The sequence below is a fragment of the Sediminibacterium roseum genome, assembly GCF_009939005.1.
In the GTDB taxonomy this organism is placed as follows: Bacteria; Bacteroidota; Bacteroidia; order Chitinophagales; family Chitinophagaceae; genus Sediminibacterium; species Sediminibacterium roseum.
In genome coordinates this window covers 1-20,831 of record NZ_JAACJS010000012.1, presented here as the reverse complement: position 1 = coordinate 20,831, position 20,831 = coordinate 1, and the positions used below count along the sequence as shown (strand labels likewise).

17 protein-coding genes and 1 tRNA gene are annotated in these 20,831 nt (G+C 49.4%); 12 read left to right on the top strand and 6 right to left on the bottom strand.

Translation table 11 applies throughout. The features are described from left to right. Positions 1–87: 87 nt before the first annotated feature. Entirely contained in the window at positions 88–2,535 is a 2,448-nt protein-coding gene (locus tag GWC95_RS08310; RefSeq protein ID WP_161818243.1) for an alpha-2-macroglobulin family protein, read from the bottom strand. An 85-nt stretch (positions 2,536–2,620) separates the two neighbouring features. Here GWC95_RS08310 and GWC95_RS08305 point away from each other — a divergent pair, with 85 nt between their 5' ends. The 3 genes from GWC95_RS08305 to GWC95_RS08295 all read left to right on the top strand — a co-directional run bounded on the left by GWC95_RS08305 (position 2,621) and on the right by GWC95_RS08295 (position 4,718). Then, positions 2,621–3,412 carry a PhzF family phenazine biosynthesis protein gene (locus GWC95_RS08305; protein WP_237722110.1) on the top strand — a complete coding sequence of 264 codons (792 nt, stop codon included), beginning with the start codon at positions 2,621–2,623 and terminating at the stop codon, positions 3,410–3,412. A 50-nt stretch (positions 3,413–3,462) separates the two neighbouring features. After that, positions 3,463–3,939: a ribonuclease HI gene (gene rnhA, locus GWC95_RS08300; protein WP_161818242.1), complete on the top strand. Its 477-nt coding sequence runs from the start codon at positions 3,463–3,465 to the stop codon at positions 3,937–3,939. 119 nt (positions 3,940–4,058) lie between these two features. Beyond that, the gene (locus tag GWC95_RS08295) at positions 4,059–4,718 is read left to right on the top strand and encodes a Dph6-related ATP pyrophosphatase (protein WP_161818241.1); all 660 of its coding nucleotides are present in this window, start codon (positions 4,059–4,061) and stop codon (positions 4,716–4,718) included. Between the two features lie 52 nt (positions 4,719–4,770). On the opposite strand, the gene GWC95_RS08290 is transcribed toward GWC95_RS08295, so the two are convergent. Both GWC95_RS08290 and manA read right to left on the bottom strand, forming a co-directional pair. Continuing rightward, positions 4,771–5,343 (bottom strand): DUF6580 family putative transport protein, encoded by a 573-nt coding sequence (locus GWC95_RS08290; protein WP_161818240.1) that lies wholly within the window; start codon positions 5,341–5,343, stop codon positions 4,771–4,773. Between the two features lie 77 nt (positions 5,344–5,420). Continuing rightward, a complete protein-coding gene (gene manA, locus GWC95_RS08285; protein ID WP_317164109.1) occupies positions 5,421–6,665 on the bottom strand; it encodes a mannose-6-phosphate isomerase, class I in 1,245 nt (414 codons plus the stop codon). A 57-nt stretch (positions 6,666–6,722) separates the two neighbouring features. Between manA and GWC95_RS08280 the strand changes: the two genes are divergently transcribed. Beyond that, positions 6,723–7,079, top strand: coding sequence for a YraN family protein (locus tag GWC95_RS08280; RefSeq protein ID WP_161818239.1), 357 nt, complete (start codon positions 6,723–6,725; stop codon positions 7,077–7,079). 15 nt (positions 7,080–7,094) lie between these two features. On the opposite strand, the gene GWC95_RS08275 is transcribed toward GWC95_RS08280, so the two are convergent. After that, positions 7,095–7,598, bottom strand: a complete 504-nt coding sequence (locus GWC95_RS08275; protein ID WP_161818238.1) for a YkgJ family cysteine cluster protein — start codon at positions 7,596–7,598, stop codon at positions 7,095–7,097. Positions 7,599–7,715: 117 nt separating this feature from the next. On the opposite strand from GWC95_RS08275, the gene GWC95_RS08270 reads away from it, so the two are divergent. Beyond that, positions 7,716–8,630 carry a site-specific tyrosine recombinase gene (locus tag GWC95_RS08270; protein ID WP_237722109.1) on the top strand — a complete coding sequence of 305 codons (915 nt, stop codon included), beginning with the start codon at positions 7,716–7,718 and terminating at the stop codon, positions 8,628–8,630. Between the two features lie 68 nt (positions 8,631–8,698). Here GWC95_RS08270 and GWC95_RS08265 read toward each other — a convergent pair whose 3' ends face one another. Next, on the bottom strand, positions 8,699–10,654 hold the full coding sequence (locus GWC95_RS08265; RefSeq protein WP_161818237.1) for a vWA domain-containing protein: 1,956 nt from the start codon (positions 10,652–10,654) through the stop codon (positions 8,699–8,701). A gap of 78 nt (positions 10,655–10,732) precedes the next feature. Between GWC95_RS08265 and GWC95_RS08260 the strand changes: the two genes are divergently transcribed. From GWC95_RS08260 to GWC95_RS08250, 3 genes are read left to right on the top strand one after another with little or no spacing between them, the layout of a single operon-like run. Further along, positions 10,733–11,302, top strand: a complete 570-nt coding sequence (locus tag GWC95_RS08260) for an RNA polymerase sigma factor (protein WP_161818236.1) — start codon at positions 10,733–10,735, stop codon at positions 11,300–11,302. Continuing rightward, positions 11,295–12,641 carry an anti-sigma factor gene (locus GWC95_RS08255; protein WP_161818235.1) on the top strand — a complete coding sequence of 449 codons (1,347 nt, stop codon included), beginning with the start codon at positions 11,295–11,297 and terminating at the stop codon, positions 12,639–12,641. The genes GWC95_RS08260 and GWC95_RS08255 overlap by 8 nt, the downstream gene beginning before the upstream one ends. A gap of 57 nt (positions 12,642–12,698) precedes the next feature. Next, positions 12,699–13,541, top strand: a complete 843-nt coding sequence (locus GWC95_RS08250) for a DUF2911 domain-containing protein (protein ID WP_161818234.1) — start codon at positions 12,699–12,701, stop codon at positions 13,539–13,541. Positions 13,542–13,684: 143 nt separating this feature from the next. Here GWC95_RS08250 and GWC95_RS08245 read toward each other — a convergent pair whose 3' ends face one another. After that, a complete protein-coding gene (locus tag GWC95_RS08245; protein WP_161818233.1) occupies positions 13,685–14,938 on the bottom strand; it encodes an aminotransferase class I/II-fold pyridoxal phosphate-dependent enzyme in 1,254 nt (417 codons plus the stop codon). 151 nt (positions 14,939–15,089) lie between these two features. Between GWC95_RS08245 and pafA the strand changes: the two genes are divergently transcribed. The 4 genes from pafA (at position 15,090) to GWC95_RS08225 (ending at position 20,492) form a co-directional block, all read left to right on the top strand. Beyond that, the gene (pafA, locus tag GWC95_RS08240; RefSeq protein ID WP_161818232.1) at positions 15,090–16,754 is read left to right on the top strand and encodes an alkaline phosphatase PafA; all 1,665 of its coding nucleotides are present in this window, start codon (positions 15,090–15,092) and stop codon (positions 16,752–16,754) included. A gap of 138 nt (positions 16,755–16,892) precedes the next feature. Then, positions 16,893–19,745, top strand: coding sequence for a DEAD/DEAH box helicase (locus tag GWC95_RS08235; RefSeq protein ID WP_161818231.1), 2,853 nt, complete (start codon positions 16,893–16,895; stop codon positions 19,743–19,745). 83 nt (positions 19,746–19,828) lie between these two features. Next, positions 19,829–20,374, top strand: a complete 546-nt coding sequence (hscB, locus tag GWC95_RS08230) for a Fe-S protein assembly co-chaperone HscB (protein WP_161818230.1) — start codon at positions 19,829–19,831, stop codon at positions 20,372–20,374. 34 nt (positions 20,375–20,408) lie between these two features. Beyond that, positions 20,409–20,492 (top strand) — tRNA-Leu (locus tag GWC95_RS08225). The last annotated feature ends 339 nt before the right edge of the window (positions 20,493–20,831 follow it).

The window sequence follows — 20,831 nt, the reverse complement described above, 5'->3', positions numbered from 1 at the left end:
ATTGATGAATGGTGTTGAAAATGGACGACGATTCAAACTACCAACGCAAAATCAGCAACGAACATTCACCATGACCATTTTCATTCTTTACTTCACAACTGAAAAAACCTGCTCCTCGTGTATCACTCCTTTGGAGGTAACGCCCTGGATAACGATGCGGAACCTCCCTTCAATATCACTTGTAAGAAACTTCAGCGATGCAGGTTTTCCTTTTTGTACCGGAACGGCATAGTCCCAGAAAATGGTGGTTTGAAGGGCCGTTTCTGTGGGCGCGAGTTGTGAATAGTCGATCTTGTAAAATTCTTTGGCTGTGTAAATACCGGGAATGGCCGTAAGGGGATTTTTATCCTTTTCAGCAGGCATGTCCAATAAACAACCTAAATACTTTTTATGCGTGCTTCCATCTGGCGGCATCCTGTATACACGCCCTTTGACGGGCATCGTGCCGGTATGGTGGTTTACGCAGTTGAGTACACCGGTAAGACAAACATAATCGCCGCACAGGTTTCTTCCCGGCCTTATCATGTCGAGAAACGCATCCTTTCTTTTTGAAGTTTGAACCGTTACCTCGGCAAGCACTTCTGCGCCTTCGCTTCTTTTCAAGACAAGTGTTTCGGAGTTTTTTTCGGTAACAAAAGCTTCTGCGTCGTTATACTCCACGATTTTGCAAAGCTTTCTCACCACCGTTTGATAAGGGTCTTCTAATTTAACTGTATAGTCCAACTGGTTTTTACCGCCCACGGTGAGAAACAATTTCCGCCCTGGTTCACTTACCAGGCGTTCGGGCGCCAGTACAAACCTGCCTGATCCATCCGTGGTAAACACATCGGCGCTCTCGTTGGATACCAGGGATATGTCGATCGGTTTGGTGATCTTCTTTTTCGACGTGATGTTCCCCGCAAATGTAAGCTCAGAAAAGGTTTGCACCGTATCTGAAGCAGTGGTTTCCGCGAGGTCCTGCCAGGTGTAACGCCTCCACCCTTTGATCAGCAGCAGGTCTTCCCAATGTTGCAGGCTTTCGTCGGTTGCATGCATCAGGCTGCGTTTGAAAGCAGTATGGTTAAGTTCGCCATCCAGGTAAACATAACTTTCTATGTCGGTCATTTTTTCAAGATCGATGCGGCTTTCCTGTACGCAGGCCACCGAAACAAAACCGTTCACAGAATCGGCCGACGGATCGTTCAATGAAATATCGAGTTTTACTTCTTCCCTTGTTTTGTATTGCGTTTTATCCGTTGCGATTTCTACCTGCGCCCTCCGGTTGTAATGCGCAAAAAACAAACGCTCTGCCAGTGGCCTTCCTTTCTCATCCACGATGGTAAGCGCTTGTACACCTCTCGGCATTTTATCCAGCGGCACGCGGAACCTGCGGGTGGATGATGCGCTCATATCTACCACGAAAGAAAAAAACAAACCCGTGTAATCATGCACCAACGCATAATAAACACCACGCAGCGGCGCCTCTGTGTAAAAGAGAAGCGTATCGTTACAAACCGCTTTCGGAACGCTCAACGATAAGGGTTGTGGCGCAACGGCGGGCAATGCATAATGGCCAGACAACACGCCCGACCTGAACAGTTTCACATGGTATTGTTCCCCTTCTTTCGGGCGTATGGAAAAGCGCCCCATGCCGTAGCCATTTGTTTGGATGGTATCAACCACGTTGTTGTTCCTGAACAGTACGCCGCTGATGGCAATCGGCTGCCCGTATGCATCCCGCGCTTCCCAGCCGATGGTGCCGGCGGTGTTGGCAACGACCGATCCCCCCTCCGGAAAAAAATTCAACCGCGGCTCCTCGTTCGCAACGGGTAACCTGATCTGCATTTGTTTTGTTTCGTTCCTGAAAACAGCTTTCAGGCGGAGCCGGTTGATACTGGTATCGGTTTGGGCCAACGGCACTTTGAACAGCGCCGTACCATACATATCGGTCTTTACTTTTTTCTGCACGCCGCCCAGCGAATAGGACACTTCGGTAAAGGAAGCAAGTGTTCGTATATCCTTTGCCGACGCTTTGAACGCGAGGGTGGCAGAATCGCCGGCGGCTGTTTTTTCCGCCAGTTTCAAGGTTGCGGTAAAGATGGATTGTGACTGTGTTTTTATGGTAACGGGCTGGATAAAATAGGTTTCCGGCTTACCGTTCCAAAGTGCATTGGTAAAGGCAACGAGGCTATAATTGCCCGCCCGTAACGTATCGGGTAATTGAAGATGGCCAAACCCGAGTCCGTCTGACATCACAAATTTGTGATCGGTAAGTGCGGCGCTGTCGTCGTTTCTCAGTAATGCCACCGCGAGGGTATGGTGCGTGCCTGCACGGGCCTGCGAGGCAAGCAGGTAAGCGGTGAACCAGACATATTCGCCCGGCGCGTAAATGTTTTTATCAAAATGAACAAAAAGGGTGGCGGGTTTCTTCTTTGCCTGGTACCATTCCATTTTCGCAACGATGGGTTCAATTACCTGGTCGGCCTTTTGCTGGGCATGCAGTATGCCGCAACCAAAAAGCAACAGGTAAAAACAAAGCAGCGTACGGATCATCATACAAAATACTAAATAATTATATAATTTATTTTTCCGTGTGCGCGATGTGTAATTAGTTTTACTTTGCTTTGCTCAAATACTGAATATGCAATACCCGATCTATACGGTTGACGCCTTTACCGATCATGTTTTTGGCGGAAACCCCGCAGCGGTTTGCCCGCTCGATAAATGGCTGCCCACCAAAACCATGCAGCAGCTCGCCAATGAGAACAACCTGTCAGAAACCGCATTTTTTGTGAAGAGAGAAGACGGCAGTTACGATATCCGCTGGTTCACACCCGAACTGGAGATCGATCTCGCCGGGCATCCCACCCTGGCCACGGCCTTTGTTGTATTCAATGAACTGGGCCATCCATCTGATACCGTTACGTTCCATAGCAAAAGCGGCGTGTTGACCGTTGTAAAAAAAGACGATCTCCTGGAAATGAATTTCCCCGCACGCATGCCTTTGCCCTGCACACCACCACAGGAGTTGCTCAACGGCTTCAGCATCGCACCCAAAACGGTGTTACGCTCGCGCGATTATTTCCTGGTGTATGAAACGCAGGAGCAGATAGAAAAACTGGAGGCAGATTTCATGCAGCTCAACAAAGTGGAAACAATGGGCATCATCGTTACGGCAAAAGGAGACGAAGCAGATTTTGTATCGCGTTTCTTCGTGCCCAATTCTGTTATCGGCGAAGATCCCGTAACAGGCTCGGCGCATGCCACCCTGATCCCCTACTGGGCAAAAGAACTGGATAAAACAACCCTCACCGCCGTACAACTCTCCGCCAGGAAAGGGCACCTTTGGTGCGCATCGAAAAACGAACGGGTTACCATTGCGGGGAAAGCGGTATTGTATATGAAAGGCAACTACTTTTTAATTAATAATTAGGAATTAGGAATTAATAATTACAACTTACTTATTCCTAATTATTAAGTTACATGGAACAAAAAAATGCGCACCAGCTTATCATTTATACAGACGGCGCGGCGCGGGGCAATCCCGGGCCGGGTGGGTATGGCGTGGTGTTGATGTGGGGCGATAAACGGAAAGAACTTTCTGCAGGTTACAGGCATACCACCAACAACCGGATGGAGCTGATGGCGGTGATCGCAGCATTATCGTCGCTCACCAAAAAAAACATTCCCGTTACAATCTATACAGATAGCCAGTACGTGGTAAATACCGTGGAGAAAAAATGGCTCGACAATTGGATCCGTACCGATTTTAAGGGAGGCAAAAAGAACAGGGACCTGTGGATGCAATACCACGCGCTTGCCAAACATTTCAAGATCCGTTTTTATTGGGTGAAAGGGCATGCATCCAACGTTCACAACAACCGCTGCGACGAACTGGCCACACAGGCTGCCGATGGCGGAAACCTGCTGGTAGATGAGGGATATGAAGAGGGCAATTGAAGATTGCGGGCATTTTTTTCATTCCTTCCACCACCGCGTTTCTTGATCGATGTATGTTTGTTCTTTTACTCATCCATTCATTTTGAGCGCTCCTCCTCAAACGGTTTATCTTTACACACATGAACAACCCAAACACCCTGTGCTCCTGGAGCGGCGGCAAAGACAGTTGCTTTGCACTCATGCGCGCCATTGAAATGGAATATGCGCCAGCAGTATTGCTCAACGTGCTCAATGAAGAAGGAAAGATCTCCCGGAGCCACGGCATTCCCTCCGGCATATTAAAGGCCCAGGCAGGGGCAGCTGGGTTGCCGATCCACATGGTGAGCAGCAGCTGGCAGGATTATGAAAAAAACTTTACCGGTGCGCTCGCATCGCTCAAACAGGAATTCAATGTGTCGCATGCCGTGTTCGGCGACATCGATCTTCAGCCGCACCGCGACTGGGAAGAAAAAGTATGCGCCAATGCCGGTATTACCGCCGTGCTTCCGCTCTGGCAGCAGGACCGCAAAGAGCTGGTGATGCAGATGCTCAACAGTGGCATCGAAACCATGATCGTAAGCTGTAATATGGTGATGGGTGAACGTTTTCTTGGGAAGATGATCACACCGTCCACCATACAGGAGCTTGAATCTGTTGGCGTGGATGTGTGCGGCGAGAATGGAGAGTTTCATACGCTGGTACTGAACTGCCCTTTGTTTTCAAAACGAATAGAAGTGGATGTGCAGCAAAAACTGCAGCATGAAAATTACTGGTTCACCGCCCTTGCATTAAGACCGTAGCAAAAAAAGGGCTCCCGTTATGGAAGCCCTTTAAAAATATGAGGGAGATCTATTAAGCCAGTTCTTTTCTTGCATTCACTTGCTGAACCAGGTAATAGGTTCCAAACAGAACCGCAGAAAAAACAACAGTTGCGATCACGCTGAATTTGAAAAATGGCAAAGCATCGCCGTAGGTCAATACCAAACCTTCAAAGGTTTGCGGGCGGTTGAGGCCGAAACCTTGTTTTGGAGAAGCCCACACAACAAAATTGGAAAGCAGGAAATAAGTGGTGGGTGCGGCAAGCGAAGCCAGCAGCACATTACCAACCTTGTTTTTATTGATGAGAAATCCAAATACGGTCATGCTGCCGAAAAGAACGTACATGATCCATTGGCCATCGTAAAAACCCTGGATCGGCGTGAGGCCATAGGTATACAACACCTGGTAAAGGCAATCTGATATAAACAGCGAAATGAGCGGCAAAGCGAAGGCCCATTTTTTATCGTTCACAAAGAGCGCACCGCTAAACAGGGCCATCGCGATCTGTGGAGCAAAACCCCATGGGCGGTTAGGCATGATGCGGTACAGTGCACTGATCAATACCATCAGGCAAAGGGAAATAACAAGAGATCTGGTGATTTTCATTTGAATCGTGTTTCGTTGCAAAAATAGGCGTTAATTCTATTGGAGCCATCGCATTTTTCCTCAGGCTGTGTAAAACCTTATCCGGCCGGAACAAAGGCTTTGAACAAAACACAATGGCCCGATGCCCTTATGTGATAATCTTCTCCTGCCAATACTGCCGCCGCTTCTCCTGTTTTCAATACGAGCGAATTGTTGATGAGGATGCCGCCCTCGGTCACCACCAGTATTTCCAATGAGGTTGCCCTGTTTTCGTAACCGCCGCCTGCCGCAAGCTCTATGCGGGCGAGACCGAAATCGGCTACGGGACAAGGATAGATCGTTTCGCCGGGCAACACGGGTTCTCCATTCATTACATTGGGTATGGTACTTTCAAAGACCGTATGTTTCATCAATTCGGGAACATCGATGTGCTTGGGTGTAAGGCCGGCACGGAGCACATTGTCGCTGTTGGCCATCAGTTCAATACATTGGCCCTCCATATAGGCGTGCGGGATGCCCGGGCCCTGGAAGATACCCTGGCCTGGATTTATTTTTACGATGTTGAAAAAGTAGATCGAAAAAATAGCGCGGTCGATGTTGCCGATCTCGTTTTTGCCATGGAACAGTTTTGCAACCCACCAACCGGGCATTTCCCTGGTAAGCTCGCCATCGTTTTTCTTACGCAGTTCGCGCTTGATGAGGCTGTTCAGCATGGCGTTCACATCCACCTGGTCCATTTCCATAACAAAACGGTAGAGCGCCTTGAGACCCTCTTTCCTGAACAACGAAAGGAGAATATTGAATTCGGGCACATCTTCCAGCGTTTGTTCTATCGCCGCCTGCGCTTTGAAACCATGCAGCAGCCAGAACTCGCTCAATGCCGCCATTACTTCCGGTTTGTGGTTCCTGTCTTTGTAATTACGGTGGGGGGCATTGATGGGAACGCCCGCGGCCTCTTCCCTGTCGAACCCTTCTTCCGCTTCTTTTTTGTTGGGATGAACCTGGATAGACAGGATATCTTTCACATCCTGTACCTTAAAAAGATAGGGAAGCTCCCCAAAGCGCGATAAGGCCTGGGCAGACAGGAACTGTTCAGGATGCTCCCTGATCAGCGAATCCAGGGAAAGATCGCCTTCAGGCGTAACCAGTTCAGCCGCCGCGAGCCGATAGGCGCCCATCCAGTATTCGGCAAAAGGTTTTTGCTCCGGATTGGAAATATGCAACAACCCAGGCAGGAACGAAGTACCGCCCCATGCATAATTCATCACTTTCCCCTTCAGTTTATAAACTCCGTTTTTGATCTGCATCCTGGTAATATTTACGCGTATTTTCCTATAACGCACAAATGTAGTTTATCGTATCCGGAGCCTTAGTTTTAACACCAAACTTTACACGGCACTATGGAATCGAATCAAACCAAAGGCAATGCGGGCGAGGACCTGGCTGCCGCGCACCTCGAAAAACTGGGCTATACCATCCTGGAAAGAAACTGGCGCTTCAGGCATTGGGAGGTTGACATCATTTGTTCTAAAGGGAAGTTCCTTCATTTTATAGAAGTGAAAACCCGCCACTCGCGGCGGTATGGCCGCCCCGAAGAAAGCATCACCAGCGCCAAAATGAGCAATCTCAAAAACATCGCGGAAGAATACCAATACCAAAACCAGCATTGGGAATATGTTCAGTTCGATGTGCTGGCAATAACCGTTGTTAACGACGAGGTGAAGGAAGTTTTCATGATCGAGGACGTCTATTTTTAAGCGTTGCCCCGGGAGTTATGCCTTTCCCCCTGCCCGCTCCATCAACTTCTCCACCATTTTATAGGTTGCCGGGCAGTACGAAACATTCTGCTGGTGCACATGCAGGTACTCCGTCATCCGGCGCTTTTTCAGGTGCGGAAACCCGGAGCAGTCTGCCGGGCGAACCTCGTAAATGCTGCATTTGTTGTCTTGCAGGTTGAGAAACTGGCAGGGCCGCGAAACATTTACCCAATCGTTGTCTTCATCGTATTTGAGCCATTTTGATTTGAAGGCATTCGGGCGCATACCGAGGTGTGCCGAGATGCGTTTGATATCGGTATTGGTAAACGTTGGCGTCATGCTTTTGCAGCAGTTTGCGCAGGTAAGGCAACCCACTTCGGCCCATACCTCCGTGTCGATCGTCTGCGCGATGGCATCGAGGTTGCGGGGTGGGTTCTTTTCGAGCCTGGCAAGAAAACGTTTCATCTTCTTCCCATGGTAGCGTACTTTTTGTTTGAACGAGCGGAAATTTACAAGCATTGCAGCAGTCGGTAATTTTGGTTATCGGGAGGTTTTGAAATTACAGTGTGTTTCCATATCCACAAAATCCAATTAACGGCAGGCCGCTGCGCAAATCCCCAAATCCCTCCTACCTTCATGTCAAATTCTCCTATGTGGGACGCGTATAAAAAAGGATACAAGGCATGGCTCCGTCTCGAAAAATCGCTGAGCGATAACTCGGTTGAAGCATACCTGCACGACGTGGAGAAACTCACCGATTATTTACAGAGCGTCAATCACCTGGTAACACCTGCGGAGCTCGGGTTAAAGGATCTTCAGCATTTTGTAAAATGGATCGGCGAGCTTGGCATGACGGCCACATCGCAGGCCAGGATCGTTTCGGGTATCCGTGCTTTTTACAAGTATTGCCTAGTGGAACAGATCAGCCAGCTCGATCCCTCTACCTTGCTCGAAACACCCAAGACACGCAGGAAGTTACCCGATGTGCTGACTTTTGGAGAGATCGAAAGCGTGATCGCGCAGATAGACCAAAGCACACCCGAGGGCGGCCGCAACAAAGCGATCCTTGAAACCATGTACAGTTGCGGGCTGCGTGTAAGCGAAGTAGTGAACCTGAAGATCTCCTGCCTCTATCTCGACGTGGGCTTCATCCGCGTGATCGGCAAAGGCGACAAAGAACGGCTTGTTCCGATAGGAAGCGATGCCACCAAATACATCAAACTCTACAAGGAAAACATCCGCGTACACCAACCGATGCAAACCGGTTTTGAAGATTTCCTGTTCCTCAACAACCGCGGCAAAAGCCTGAGCAGGGTAATGATCTTTTACATCATCCGCGACCTGGCCTCAAAAGCGGGTATCACCAAGCACATGTCGCCCCACACCTTTCGTCATTCGTTCGCCACCCACCTGGTAGAGGGCGGGGCGGATCTCCGCGCGGTGCAGGAGATGCTGGGACACGAGAGCATCACCACCACCGAGATATACACGCATCTCGACAGGGATTTCCTGCGGGATACATTGCAGCGGTTTCATCCGGCGTTCAAATAAGAGAGGGATGAACAAAGGTCATCCTCTCATTTGTTACCGTTTTTTTTTATGCTACGAATCATTCCCGCTTAATAATCCTCAACCGAGGCCGTTTCCCTGCCTTTCTGCAGCCTCGATGCCGTTTCCACCAGGTCGATGAATTCCTTCCTGTATCCTTCCGCATCGTTCCCTTTTGCGTCAGCGGCGAGTGAGCGGATAAGGCGATAGGTTGCAGTGCCTTTGTATTGCGAGTTGCGGAGCAGCATACCGAACGAAGCAACGGCTGTTGCAAAACGGAAATTGGCAGATGCCTTTTCGATGGCAAGGGGCTTGCCGCTTACCGGATGCGACAACAATGTGCTCACCTCGCTGTCCGGTTGCTTGTAGCGGAGTTTGATGTGCATCAGCTCACCCGAAAAAAGATCGCGTTGCGTGGTGCTCACTGCCATGAGCGGTACCTGGTAACGGAGTGAATCCACGCCAACCGCGTTGGGAATGGCCGCCCCGGGAGGAATCAGTTCGTAAATAGCGGTAACCGTATGGCCGCTGCCCATTTCGCCCGCGTCTTTTTTATCGTTGTTGAAATCTTCTTTGGCAAGCATCCGGTTCTCATAACCGATGAGGCGGTAGCCCTTTACCTTGGCCGGGTTAAATTCGATCTGCAGTTTTACGTCTTTTGCGATCGTGAACAGCGTACCACCGAACTCATTGATCAAAACTTTTTTCGCTTCGCTGATGTCGTCGATGTAGGCGTGGTTGCCATTGCCTTTATCGGCAAGCTTCTGCATTTTCGCATCCTGGTAGTTGCCCATTCCATAGCCGAGCACCGTTAAGTAGACACCGCTTTTTCTTTCCTCTTCAATGAGTGTTTCCAGCGCATCATCACTCGATAAACCCACATTGAAATCACCGTCCGTACAAAGGATCACCCGGTTGTTGCCCGCTTTGTTGTAATTTTTCTTGGCCACCTCGTAAGCCAGTTTAATACCCGCACCGCCGGCAGTGGAGCCGCCTGATTCAAGGCGGTCGATCGCTTCTTTGATGGCCATCTTACGGTCGCCCTCCGTTGGCGGAAGTACAAGGCCCGCATTGCCGGCGTATACAACGATCGAGACATTATCCTGGGGCCGTAATTGATCCACCAGCAGTTTCAAGGATGATTTTACAAGGGGAAGTTTGTTGTCTACCGCCATGCTTCCACTCACATCGATCAGGAAAGTAAGATTGGAGGGCGGAAGGGCAGACGCATCGATCTTTTTGCCCTGCAGGCCCACGAGCGCAAGTTGGTGCTCCTTGTTCCATGGGCAAACGGCGATTTCCGTATGCACCGCAAAAGGATCTTTGCCCGTTGGCTGTGCATAGTCGTAACTGAAATAATTGATCATCTCTTCAATACGCACCGCGCCTTCTTCTGGCAGGCGGCCGCTTTTTAAGATGCGGCGCACATTGCTGTAAGAGGCGGCATCAACATCGATTGAAAAAGTTGACAAAGGATTATCCGTTACCGCCATAAAAGGATTTTCGATGATGTGGTCGTAACCTTCCCTATCAAACCGATCCCGCTCCGCAAAACGGTATTCTTTTTGTTTGAACGGCGCAACACCACGGGCGGTGTACAAATCACTTACAGCTCCGGGCACTACATTACCTTTCGCAAAATACGACCGGTTGTTGTTAACCGCAGCGGCATTCCCTGCAATCGACTTACGAAGCGGCGCGGCCGAAGCGGTTATCACAACTTCGTTCAATGAAACATCAACAGGTTGGAGTTTGATGGTAAGTTTCTTTTGTTTGCCAACCTTCAGCTCCCTGGTTTGGTAACCGGCGGCGCTGATCACCAATACCGTTTGATCACCGGTTATTTCGATGTTAAAACTGCCTGCCGGCGAACAGACCACTGTTTTTTGTGTTCCTTTGATAAGAATTTGTGCAATTACCGGGTTTCCTGCATCATCTGTTATGGTGCCGCTGATGGTGCGCGCAAAACGGGTAAAACCTGTGGCCATTACCAACAGCAGCAGGCAGAATAAAAAAAATCGTTTCATGTGATTGGTTTCATACAGGATGGTGACGAGCGGAGAATTACATAACAACGACCTGAAAAAAATTATCTTACGAAAAGAATGGTACCTGTAAAGCACATAGAGAACAACGGGCACACGGATGAACAATTGCTCAAAGCCTACCAGGCTTCGGGCGACCAGTCTGAGCTGGCCACACTCTATATGCGGTACACAGATCTTGTATTTGGTGTTTGCCTGAAATACCTGAAGGACCGCGAAGATGCGAAAGATGCGGTGATGAATATTTACCAGGAGCTGATCGCCAAGTTAAAAACCCATGCGGTAGATCATTTCAAAAGCTGGCTGTATGTAGTATCGAAAAATCATTGCCTGATGCAGCTGCGCAAAACGCAGAAAACAATGGTGGTTGAATTTCAGCCCGATTTTATGCAATCGGAAGATTTCTCTCATCTGGATGATATACTGGAAAAAGAAAAAGAATTTCAAAAACTGGGCAGGTGCATCGGGTCGTTGCAGGAAGAGCAGAAAAAGATCATACAGTTGTTTTACCTCGATGGCAAATGTTACAACGAAATTGTAGAGACCACCGGCCTCGAATGGAATCGTGTTCGAAGCCTGGTTCAGAACGGGAGAAGAAATTTAAAAATATGCATGGATAAAAATGAGTAAACCTCTTCACCATATCAATTATTCATTCGAGGATATCGAAAGATACCTGCAGGGCAAAATGCCACCGGCAGAAATGCACGCATTGGAGAAAGCCGCATTGCAGGATCCCTTCCTCGCAGATGTCATTGAAGGGTATGAGCGCGTGGAACTGTCAACCGTTGAAAGCGATCTTTCTGAAATACGCCAAAGCCTTGCCAGCGGGAACGAAGACACCAGGGTCATCCCCATGCGGGCACGCAAACAGTGGTGGAAGGTTGCGGCAATGATCATCCTTGTTGCCGGTGCAGCCGCGGTTGGCTGGCAACTCATGCCCGACCATTCAACCCGGCGGGAGGCCGCAAAGGAATCAACAGGAATGACGTTATCGCCACCCCAAAAGCAACAGGAAGCGGGCGCCCCTGTTGCAAAGCGTTCCGATGCATCACCAGACATAGCGTCGATCACAAAAAAACCGGCAGGCGCAGCGCACGCGGTCAAGAAGGCACCCGGTCCTATGGTGCTGCAAAATGAGCAAACCCTTTCCAGGGATATGGTTGCGGCGGACGCATTGCAGAGCAGGGTGATTAAACGTTCAACCGATACCGCTACAACAACCAGCATCAACATTGCGGGATCTGAAATGGCCAACAATGTGCTCCGGGGAAAATTAGCGGAATTGTCTGTGCTTAACCGTAAAAACGAACGCATTACAAATCCTGTTCGAACAGAAAATGCACGTTTGTCTTATGTGAACGGCAATGAAAAACCGGACTCTCTTGCAACGCTTGCCGGCTTCCAGAAAAGCGTTGCACCCCTGTCCAAAGCGCAGGTGTCGGCATTCAGCGTTGCCAATGCGGCCGTTGTAACGGGTGTTGGGATAAGCTCAAACATAACTTCGGCTGGCAATGTTGTACCAACCGTTGTAATGTCCCCCGAATCGAGCCCGCTTAATGAAGTAGTGATAGTGGCGCCGCGCTCCGAAAAGAAAAAAGACCTGCTGGGCGCCGCGATGACAAAAACACAAAACAACGATGCAACGATCGATCTCAAACAGAAAAAAGAACTGGACCCGAAAGGCGCGAACCTTTTGTTTTTCCCCCTGGGCGAATGGGAAAAATTCAAAATAGAGCTCCGCAATAAGATCCGCATTTTTAAGAAAGACCCCTCCGGCGTACTTGGTGATATTGAACTGAAACTGGTACTCGACAAAAACGGCAAAGCGGTGGAAGTGTACATCCTGAAATCTTACGATGCTTCTGTAAACGATCTTGTTATCAAAGCAGTGAAGGATTACCCGCGTTGGAGAACACTGGCTGATGGTAAAGACGGGCAGCAGATCGAGTTTACCATCAGGCTTTGACCGCGTCCTTTAATTGCACCAATACCCCTATGTTTGTACTTCAAAACAAGTACAAATATGAAAAGATCACTTTTACTGGTTGCCATGTTGTGTGGTATATCCGCTTACTCGCAGATCAGGATGCCGGCGCCGAGCCCTACGCAGAAAATTGTGCAGCCCATCGGTCTTGGCGTTGCTGAAGTTACTTATTCACGCCCTGCCTTAAAAGGCAGAACCGTGTTCAAAGAAAACAGTGAACTCGCCCCTATCGGGAAATTATGGCGCACAGGCGCCAATGCAGCCACCCGGCTTTTCTTCTCTGAAAAAGTAATGATGGGCGGAAAAATGCTCGACACCGGGTCTTATGTTCTTTACACCATCCCGGGAAAAGAATATTGGGATGTGGTGATCAACAAAGGACTCAACAATGGCGGTACAGACGGCTATAAAGAAAGCGAAGACGTAAACCGTTTCCGCGTAAAAGCGGAGAAGTTCCCGATGGAAGTTGAGAACTTTACCATGCAGTTTGCCAACCTCCAGCCCGAAAGCTGCGAGCTTCAACTCATGTGGGGAACAACACTGGTACGCATCCCGATGAGCGTAACGGTGAAGGACCGCATCCGCATCCAGGTAGAAAAAGCCCTTGCGGCAGAAACCGTTGACCCGAATGTGTATTTCGCAACCGCACAGTATTATTACGATTGGGATAAGAACCCGGGCAAGGCATTGCCGCTGATCACCAAAGCAACGGCTGCCAACCCGAAAGCGTATTATATGTTCCTGCTACAGGCGAAAATTCAGAAAGACCTTGGCGACAAAGTTGCCGCAAAAGCCAGCGCAGAAAAAACCGTGGCCCTTGCCACAGAAGCAAAAAATGATGATTACGTGAGAGCGGCAAATGAGTTGATGAAAAAATTATAGGCCCTTTGGTCAGCAAACAAAAATGCCTCCTGATGGGAGGCATTTTTGTTTGGTTGGGTGGAGTATTTCTATAACCCTCCTGCACAGAAAAGAAAAAAGCCTCCCGGATCATCCGGAAGGCTTGTCAACAGGTTTGAATATGCTTATCCCGCCATGTCGGGGATCATCTCTACTTTGTATGCACCCGCATCCAGTTTCGCTTTTGTTTCGCTGAACGCCGTCAGTGTTTCTTCAATGTCCTGGTCGGTATGTGCCGCTGTTGGAATGAGGCGGTAGATGATATGCCCTTTCGGGATCACCGGGTACACCACGATCGAACAGAAAATATGGTAGTTCTCTCTCAGGTCCATTACCATGGCTGTGGCTTCTTCCACACCACCTTTCATGTATACAGGCGTTACCATGGTGTTGGTGTTGCCTATATCAAACCCTCTTTCTTTCAGTCCTTTCTGCAGTTTCATTGCATTGCTCCATAGCCTTTCTTTGAGTTCGGGTTGTGTCTGGAGAAGTTCCAGCCTTTTCAGGTTCCCGATCACGATCGGCATCGGCAGGCTCTTGGCGAAGATCTGCGAGCGGATGTTGTAGCGGATATAATCAATGATCGCTTTGTCGCCGGCAAGAAATGCGCCGATCGATGCCATCGATTTTGCAAAAGTGGAAAAATAAAGGTCTATCCCGTCCTGGCAACCCTGCTCCTCTCCTGCACCTGCACCCGTTTTTCCGAGTGTGCCAAATCCATGCGCATCGTCTACCAGCAAACGGAACTCGTATTTGCTTTTCAGGTCGATGATCTCTTTCAGTTTACCCTGGTCGCCCGCCATCCCGAAAACACCTTCCGTGATCACGAGAATACCGCCCGCCTTTTGTTTTTCGATGAGTGCGGTGGCACGTTCCATCTGTTTATCAAAGTCTTCGATGTCGTTGTGCTTGAACACATACCTGTGCCCGGGGTGAAGACGCAGCCCGTCGATAATGCAGGCGTGGCTCTCTGCGTCGTATACGATCACATCATGACGGCCACAGACCGCATCGATGGCGCTCATGATGCCCTGGTAACCGAAGTTCATCAGTATCGCATCTTCTTTGCTTTCAAACGCTGCGAGTTCGGCTTCGAGCTGTTCGTGGAAATTGCTGTTGCCACTCATCATACGTGCGCCCATCGGCAAAGCGAGGCCATATTTGGCGGCCGCATCGGCGTCTGTTTTGCGGATCTCGGGGTGATTAGCAAGGCCCAGGTAATTGTTGAGGCTCCAAACCACCATCTGTTTGCCGCGGAACGTCATCCGGCTGTCGATCTCACCTTCCAGTTTAGGGAAGGCAAAATAGCCGTGCGCCCTTTCGCGGTGCTGACCGATTGGTCCATAACTCTTGAGTAATCTTTCAAAGATGTCTGCCATATTATTAGATTATTACTTAATTATCAAATCGCTGCAAAAGTAAAGTTTTACACCCTAAGAGGCAAGCGTAATTATCGCCTAACCCTTACCTTCACAGCTTGTTTAACGGTTTTGTTGATAAAAAACCGCGTGAAACTCTAAATATACCCAAATGAAAAGACTGATTTTGCCGGTTTTCGCCGGTTTGATGGCCATCTCCGCCAGCGCACAAAAATCTACCGCCACAGCCCCCAATGAAGGCGTAAAAAGGCCAAAACTCGTGGTTGGCATCGTGATAGACCAGATGCGATGGGATTATCTCTACCGCTTCAACCCCATTTTCAAGGCCAATGGCGGTTTTAAAAGATTATTGGGCCAGGGGTTTTCCTGTGAGAACACTTTGATCCCCTATACCCCAACCATCACCGCCTGCGGCCATACCTGCGCCTACACGGGAAGCGTTCCGGCAGTGCATGGTATTACGGGGAACGCGTGGTGGGACAATGCCCAGATGAAGAGCATTTATTGCAGCGAAGACAAAACGGTAAAAGGTGTGGGCAGTAAAAGCGAAGAAGACGGGCAGATGAGCCCGCGCAACATGCTCGTAACCTCTATTTGTGATGAGCTGCGCCTCGCCACCAATTTCAAAAGCAAAGTGATCGGTGTGGCCTTAAAAGACCGCGGCTCTATTTTACCGGCCGGGCACGCTGCCAATGCCGCTTATTGGTACGAAGGAAAAACAGGCAATTTCATCACCAGCACGTATTACATGAATGAGCTGCCGGCATGGGTAAACAACTTTAACAGCCGCAAACTGGTAGACTCACTGTATAAACTCAACTGGAACCTTGCTTTACCGAAAGAAACCTACCCTGAGTACGCCACACCGCTCGACGCGAAAGCGTATGAATCGAAACCCTTCGGGAAAGACCAGCTGGCCTTTCCGTACGATCTCTCTTCTTACATAGGAAAGGATTACAGCAAGATCTCATCAACCCCATGGGGCAATACGCTTACGGTAGAAATGGCGAAAGCGGCGGTTAAAGCAGAGGAACTCGGTAAAGATGCGGTAACGGATTTCCTCGCGGTGAGTTTTTCATCGCCTGATTACGTGGGACACGCATTTGGGCCAAATTCATGGGAGCAGGTAGACGATTATGTTCGACTGGATGCCGACCTAGGTCGTTTGTTCGATTACCTTGATGCAAACGTTGGCAAGGACCAATACACAGTATTCCTTACCGCCGATCATGCCGTTGCGCATGTGCCCGCGTTCATGACAGAAAACAAATTGCCCGGTGGCCGCTTCGACGAGAGTGGCGCGATGAAAGAGATGAACGCAGCGCTGAAAGAAAAATTCGGGATCCGCAAAGCAGTGGTAAGTATGTACAATTACCAGGTATCGCTCAACCACCCGGGATTGGATTCCGCAAATGCGGATGAAAACGCGGTAAAGAAATGGATCGTTCAATACCTTAAGAAAAGCCCTGCTGTTGCCAATGCATTTGCCACAGCAGACATCATGACCGTACCCGTAAACAGCACCATGCGCAACATGATGGCCAACGGCTACAACCCCGCGCGCAGTGGCGATGTGCAGATCGTATTGAAATCGGGCTACCTCGAGGGAAGCTATACAGCAACCGGTACATCGCACGGGTTGTGGTACCCGTACGATGCACACATCCCGCTGCTGTTCTATGGATGGGGCATCAAAAAAGGAAAGACCAACCGCGAGACCTATATGACGGATATTGCCTCAACCGTAGCGGCATTGCTGCATATACAGATGCCAAGTGGTGCGGTAGGTAAAGTGATTGAAGAAGTGATGAAATAAAAAGACCGGCGATCGATTGTAAAAGCGCAACCCACACAATGGGTTGCGCTTTTTGTTTTCACACAACAAAAGGCTTTTTCATTTTTCAACATCGTGTAGCGGCAACTCGGGAATCCCCTATATTCGCCCCCGTTTGCTATGGCTCTACTATTATCACCGCACCGCATTTTTTCCGATGGCGCCGTCCTGTCTTTTATACAGGTAACGCGTTCGCCCAAAGGGGTTGACTTTGCTACAAAAGCGCTCGACAACGTCGAGATCCGCCGCTCCTTTTCCGCTGTTTCGAAAGAGGCGAAAGATGTTTTGTTTCAACTCAGCAAAGAAGCCATCGGCGATCTGCGCGCGGAGATCAGGCGCACGTTTGAACTTCAGCAAAGCGATCTCCCTTACGAAGCCTACAGCAAAACCGCCCTTACCAGGAAACTGTATGAACGGCTGCTCAAATTCAAACCCTTTGCCGCGGAAGTAAAATGGTACCACAGCGTGCCCACCGAAAAAGGAAACGTAAAGACCGCTCCCTGCACATTCAGCAATTACAAACCGCAACTTGCTTTTGAAGTGGTGAAAGACGGCGACCGTTTTTTACTACAGGCAACCGTTACACTAAACGGGAGCGTGTACCCGCTTGCCCTTTTCTCGCGCTATGCATTTTTGCTCGAAAGCAACAACGAATATTTTTTATTATCGTACAAAGACAACCAGACCCTTGATTGGCTGGAGAAGATAAACCCGGCACAGTTCCAGTCAGATCCGCAGGCGCTTACGCGTGAGGTACTGTCGCGGCTCGAAATGGACTACCCGGTTAACCGCAACAACTGTTTCACGGCAACCGTTATAGACCAACCGCCCGTTAGCCGCATCATGCTGAGCGAGATCAGTAATTCCTTCCTCGTGATCACACCGCAGTGGCTGTACGATGGATTTTTAGCCGAAGGCCCCTGGCAGGAAAAAACAGAAGTGGTACGCAACGGCGACCTCTACATGCTGCTCCGCCACAAAGACACAGAGAAAGCGTTCAGCGAAATGCTGCAGGCGCTTCACCCCGGTTTTGCAAAACAACGCAACGGCTACTTTCATATTTCTTTTGCGGAGGCACAGAAAAAACAATGGTTCCTGAAGGTATACCACAAGCTTCTCGAAATGGATGTACCGGTGGTGGGGATGGATATGCTGCAGCATTTCCGTTATTCTCCCCATAAACCGGAAACAAAGATCAGCATCAAAGAAAAAGAAGACACAGGCGCTTTGCTGGTTGATTTCCAGTTGTTCTTTGGCGAGGAAGAAGTATCGCTTGCAGAACTTAGAAAAATATTGCTCGCGGGCCAGCGCGCCGTGTTGCTGAAAGACGGCAGCTTGGGCGTACTGGGCGAAGAATGGCTCTCGCGCTATTCCGCCATTCTCAAACATGGAAAGATCCAATCCGGCAAAAAAACAAAACAGGTTGAAGTAGCCAGGTGGATGGCGCTCAACGAAGAAAAAGCAGTTGAGGGCACGGAAGTGCTTAAACCTGTGCTGCCCAAAGACTGGTGGCAGAAATGGCACCGCTGGCAGCAGCCCGGAGAAAACATTTATCCTGTTCCTTCCACCGTTCATGCCACGCTCCGCCCCTATCAAAAGAAAGGCTATGAGTGGATGTTGCTGTTGAGTGAGGCAGGCGCGGGCGCTTGTTTGGCAGACGATATGGGTCTTGGCAAATCGCTGCAAACCATTTGCGTGCTGGCAGGCAGGAGCCAGCAGTTTCCCGGGCTGCCGCACCTGGTCGTTTGCCCGGCAACACTCATCTACAACTGGGTGCAGGAGCTTGAAAAATTTACACCCTCCCTCAGCAAAATGGTGTACCATGGCCCATCGCGGAACTTTGAACAACTGAAAGAAAAAGGCATCGATGTGATCATTACCAGTTACGGAACCTTGCGTAGCGATGTGGAGCTGATGGCATCCCTTTCTTTCAGTACGGTAGTGATCGATGAGAGCCAGAACATCAAAAACCCCGCATCGCAGATCACGCGAACGGTGAACCAGCTGAATGCGATGATGCGCATCGCGTTGAGCGGCACACCGATCATGAACAATACATTTGACCTGTATGCGCAACTCGATTTTCTCTTACCGGGCATGTTTGGCAGCAGGGAATTTTTCAAAACAGAATACGCCGACCCGATAGACAGGGATGCGGACGCAGACAAAACAAGGGCGCTGCAAAAACTCACCGCTCCGTTTGTGCTTCGCCGCACGAAAGAACAGGTGGCACCGGACCTCCCCGAAAAAACAGAAACGATCCTCTGGTGCCATATGGGAAACGACCAGCGGATGGCATACGAATCCATACGCGAGAACATCCGCAGCAGCATCACGCTGGAGATCCAGAACAAAGGTTTGCAGGCAGGAAAGTTGTCCGTGTTACATGGCATGATGAAACTGCGCCAGGTATGCAACTCCTGCGAACTGGTAAAAGACGAGGATCTTTTTTCTTACGATTCTATTAAAACAGAGGTGCTGGTGCAGGAATTGGAGAACATTACCGCCAACCACAAGGCGCTTGTGTTCTCTCAGTTTACACAAATGCTCGATCTCCTGGAAAAGGCGCTGGTTAAAAACAACATCCCGTTCTGCCGGCTCGATGGCAATACAAAAATAGCCGACAGGCAATTGCTCGTAAACCGTTTCCAGCAAAGCGATTCGCATGAAAGGGTCTTTCTGATCAGCCTGAAGGCGGGCAATGCCGGACTCAACCTCACCGCCGCCGATTATGTTTTCCTTTTCGACCCCTGGTGGAACACAGCAGTGCAGCAGCAGGCGATAGACAGGACACACCGCATTGGCCAGACAAAGAATGTATTTGCGTACAAAATGATCTGCAAAGACACCATTGAAGAAAAGATCATCCAGTTGCAGCAGCGCAAGAAAAAACTGGCGGACGAACTGATCAGCGAAGACGAGGGTTTCGTGAAATCGCTGACCGAAGAGGATGTGGCGTTTTTGTTTGGGTAAGCAGCATCCCCATAAATCCCTATCCCCGTCTCACCGGGTGAAAATCCGCGCCATCATCCGCAGCTGTTAAAGTTTAGCCGCTCATGGCATTTACAGCTAACTTTGCGGTTGCAAACGACACAACGCACATGAACTTTTTTGAGCTTTTCGACATACCCGTTACCCTGAAACCGGACCAGGCACTGGTAAAACAGCGGTTTTACGAGTTGAGCCGCAAATACCACCCCGATTTTCACGGGCAGGCCTCTGACGAAGAGCAGGCCGAGGCCCTGGAAAAGGCATCGCAGGTAAATACGGCGTACAAGGTGTTCACGCACGCCGACGAAACGATCAAATACGTACTGAAGCTGAAGGGATTGCTGGAGGAAGAGGAAAAATACCAGTTAACGCCCGATTTCCTGATGGAAATGATGGACCTGAACGAGCAGGCGCTGGATGTGTCGGAGCAGGCGGATGCAGACCGGCTGCAGCAAACCATACAACAAACCCAAAAAGAGATCTATGAGCCCGTGGCAAAGATTGTGGAAAATTATCAGGAAGGTACTACTACCGAAAAAGAACTGTTGCAGGTAAAAGAATACTACTACCGCAAAAAATACCTTGACAGGATTTTGGCGGGATTAAAGTGATGCAGTAATATTGCAACCCGCTCCAAATCAAAAGGCCCAGATGGCGGAACTGGTAGACGCGCTAGACTCAAAATCTGGTTATCGCAAGGTAGTGCAGGTTCGATTCCTGTTCTGGGCACCGACTAACCCGTTGAATATTGATGACTTTCATTGATAATCAACGGGTTTCACATTTTTAACACCCTTTTTTTATGTCCTTTTTCCCGCTTTTTCACGATGGTTTTGGCACGCAAACGGCACGCAGCTGACGCGTGGTAAGACAGGTAATTTTACCACGGATTTTTCACCCGTGAATCATCGTTATGTCGGTAAGAATTACAAAGAATTATTTGTCTAGTCCTAAAATAGCTTTACAGCAATGCCTCTAGGATGACTGAAAAGAAAAAGCAGAAAAGCCAACCAAGCCCGCTCAGCAAAGTGCCATGGAAGCGGCGCAGTAAAGATGAAATGGAGTTAA

Coding starts and splice junctions, on each gene's coding strand:
- GWC95_RS08310 (WP_161818243.1), bottom strand. CDS start 2,535: ATGATGATCCGTACGCTGCTTTGTTTTTACCTGTTGCTTTTTGGTTGC.
- GWC95_RS08305 (WP_237722110.1), top strand. CDS start 2,621: ATGCAATACCCGATCTATACGGTTGACGCCTTTACCGATCATGTTTTT.
- GWC95_RS08260 (WP_161818236.1), top strand. CDS start 10,733: ATGGTACCTGTAAAGCACATAGAGAACAACGGGCACACGGATGAACAA.
- GWC95_RS08245 (WP_161818233.1), bottom strand. CDS start 14,938: ATGGCAGACATCTTTGAAAGATTACTCAAGAGTTATGGACCAATCGGT.
- GWC95_RS08235 (WP_161818231.1), top strand. CDS start 16,893: ATGGCTCTACTATTATCACCGCACCGCATTTTTTCCGATGGCGCCGTC.
- GWC95_RS08265 (WP_161818237.1), bottom strand. CDS start 10,654: ATGAAACGATTTTTTTTATTCTGCCTGCTGCTGTTGGTAATGGCCACA.
- GWC95_RS08275 (WP_161818238.1), bottom strand. CDS start 7,598: ATGCTTGTAAATTTCCGCTCGTTCAAACAAAAAGTACGCTACCATGGG.
- GWC95_RS08290 (WP_161818240.1), bottom strand. CDS start 5,343: ATGAAAATCACCAGATCTCTTGTTATTTCCCTTTGCCTGATGGTATTG.
- pafA (WP_161818232.1), top strand. CDS start 15,090: ATGAAAAGACTGATTTTGCCGGTTTTCGCCGGTTTGATGGCCATCTCC.
- GWC95_RS08255 (WP_161818235.1), top strand. CDS start 11,295: ATGAGTAAACCTCTTCACCATATCAATTATTCATTCGAGGATATCGAA.
- GWC95_RS08295 (WP_161818241.1), top strand. CDS start 4,059: ATGAACAACCCAAACACCCTGTGCTCCTGGAGCGGCGGCAAAGACAGT.
- GWC95_RS08280 (WP_161818239.1), top strand. CDS start 6,723: ATGGAATCGAATCAAACCAAAGGCAATGCGGGCGAGGACCTGGCTGCC.
- hscB (WP_161818230.1), top strand. CDS start 19,829: ATGGCATTTACAGCTAACTTTGCGGTTGCAAACGACACAACGCACATG.
- rnhA (WP_161818242.1), top strand. CDS start 3,463: ATGGAACAAAAAAATGCGCACCAGCTTATCATTTATACAGACGGCGCG.
- GWC95_RS08270 (WP_237722109.1), top strand. CDS start 7,716: ATGTCAAATTCTCCTATGTGGGACGCGTATAAAAAAGGATACAAGGCA.
- GWC95_RS08250 (WP_161818234.1), top strand. CDS start 12,699: ATGAAAAGATCACTTTTACTGGTTGCCATGTTGTGTGGTATATCCGCT.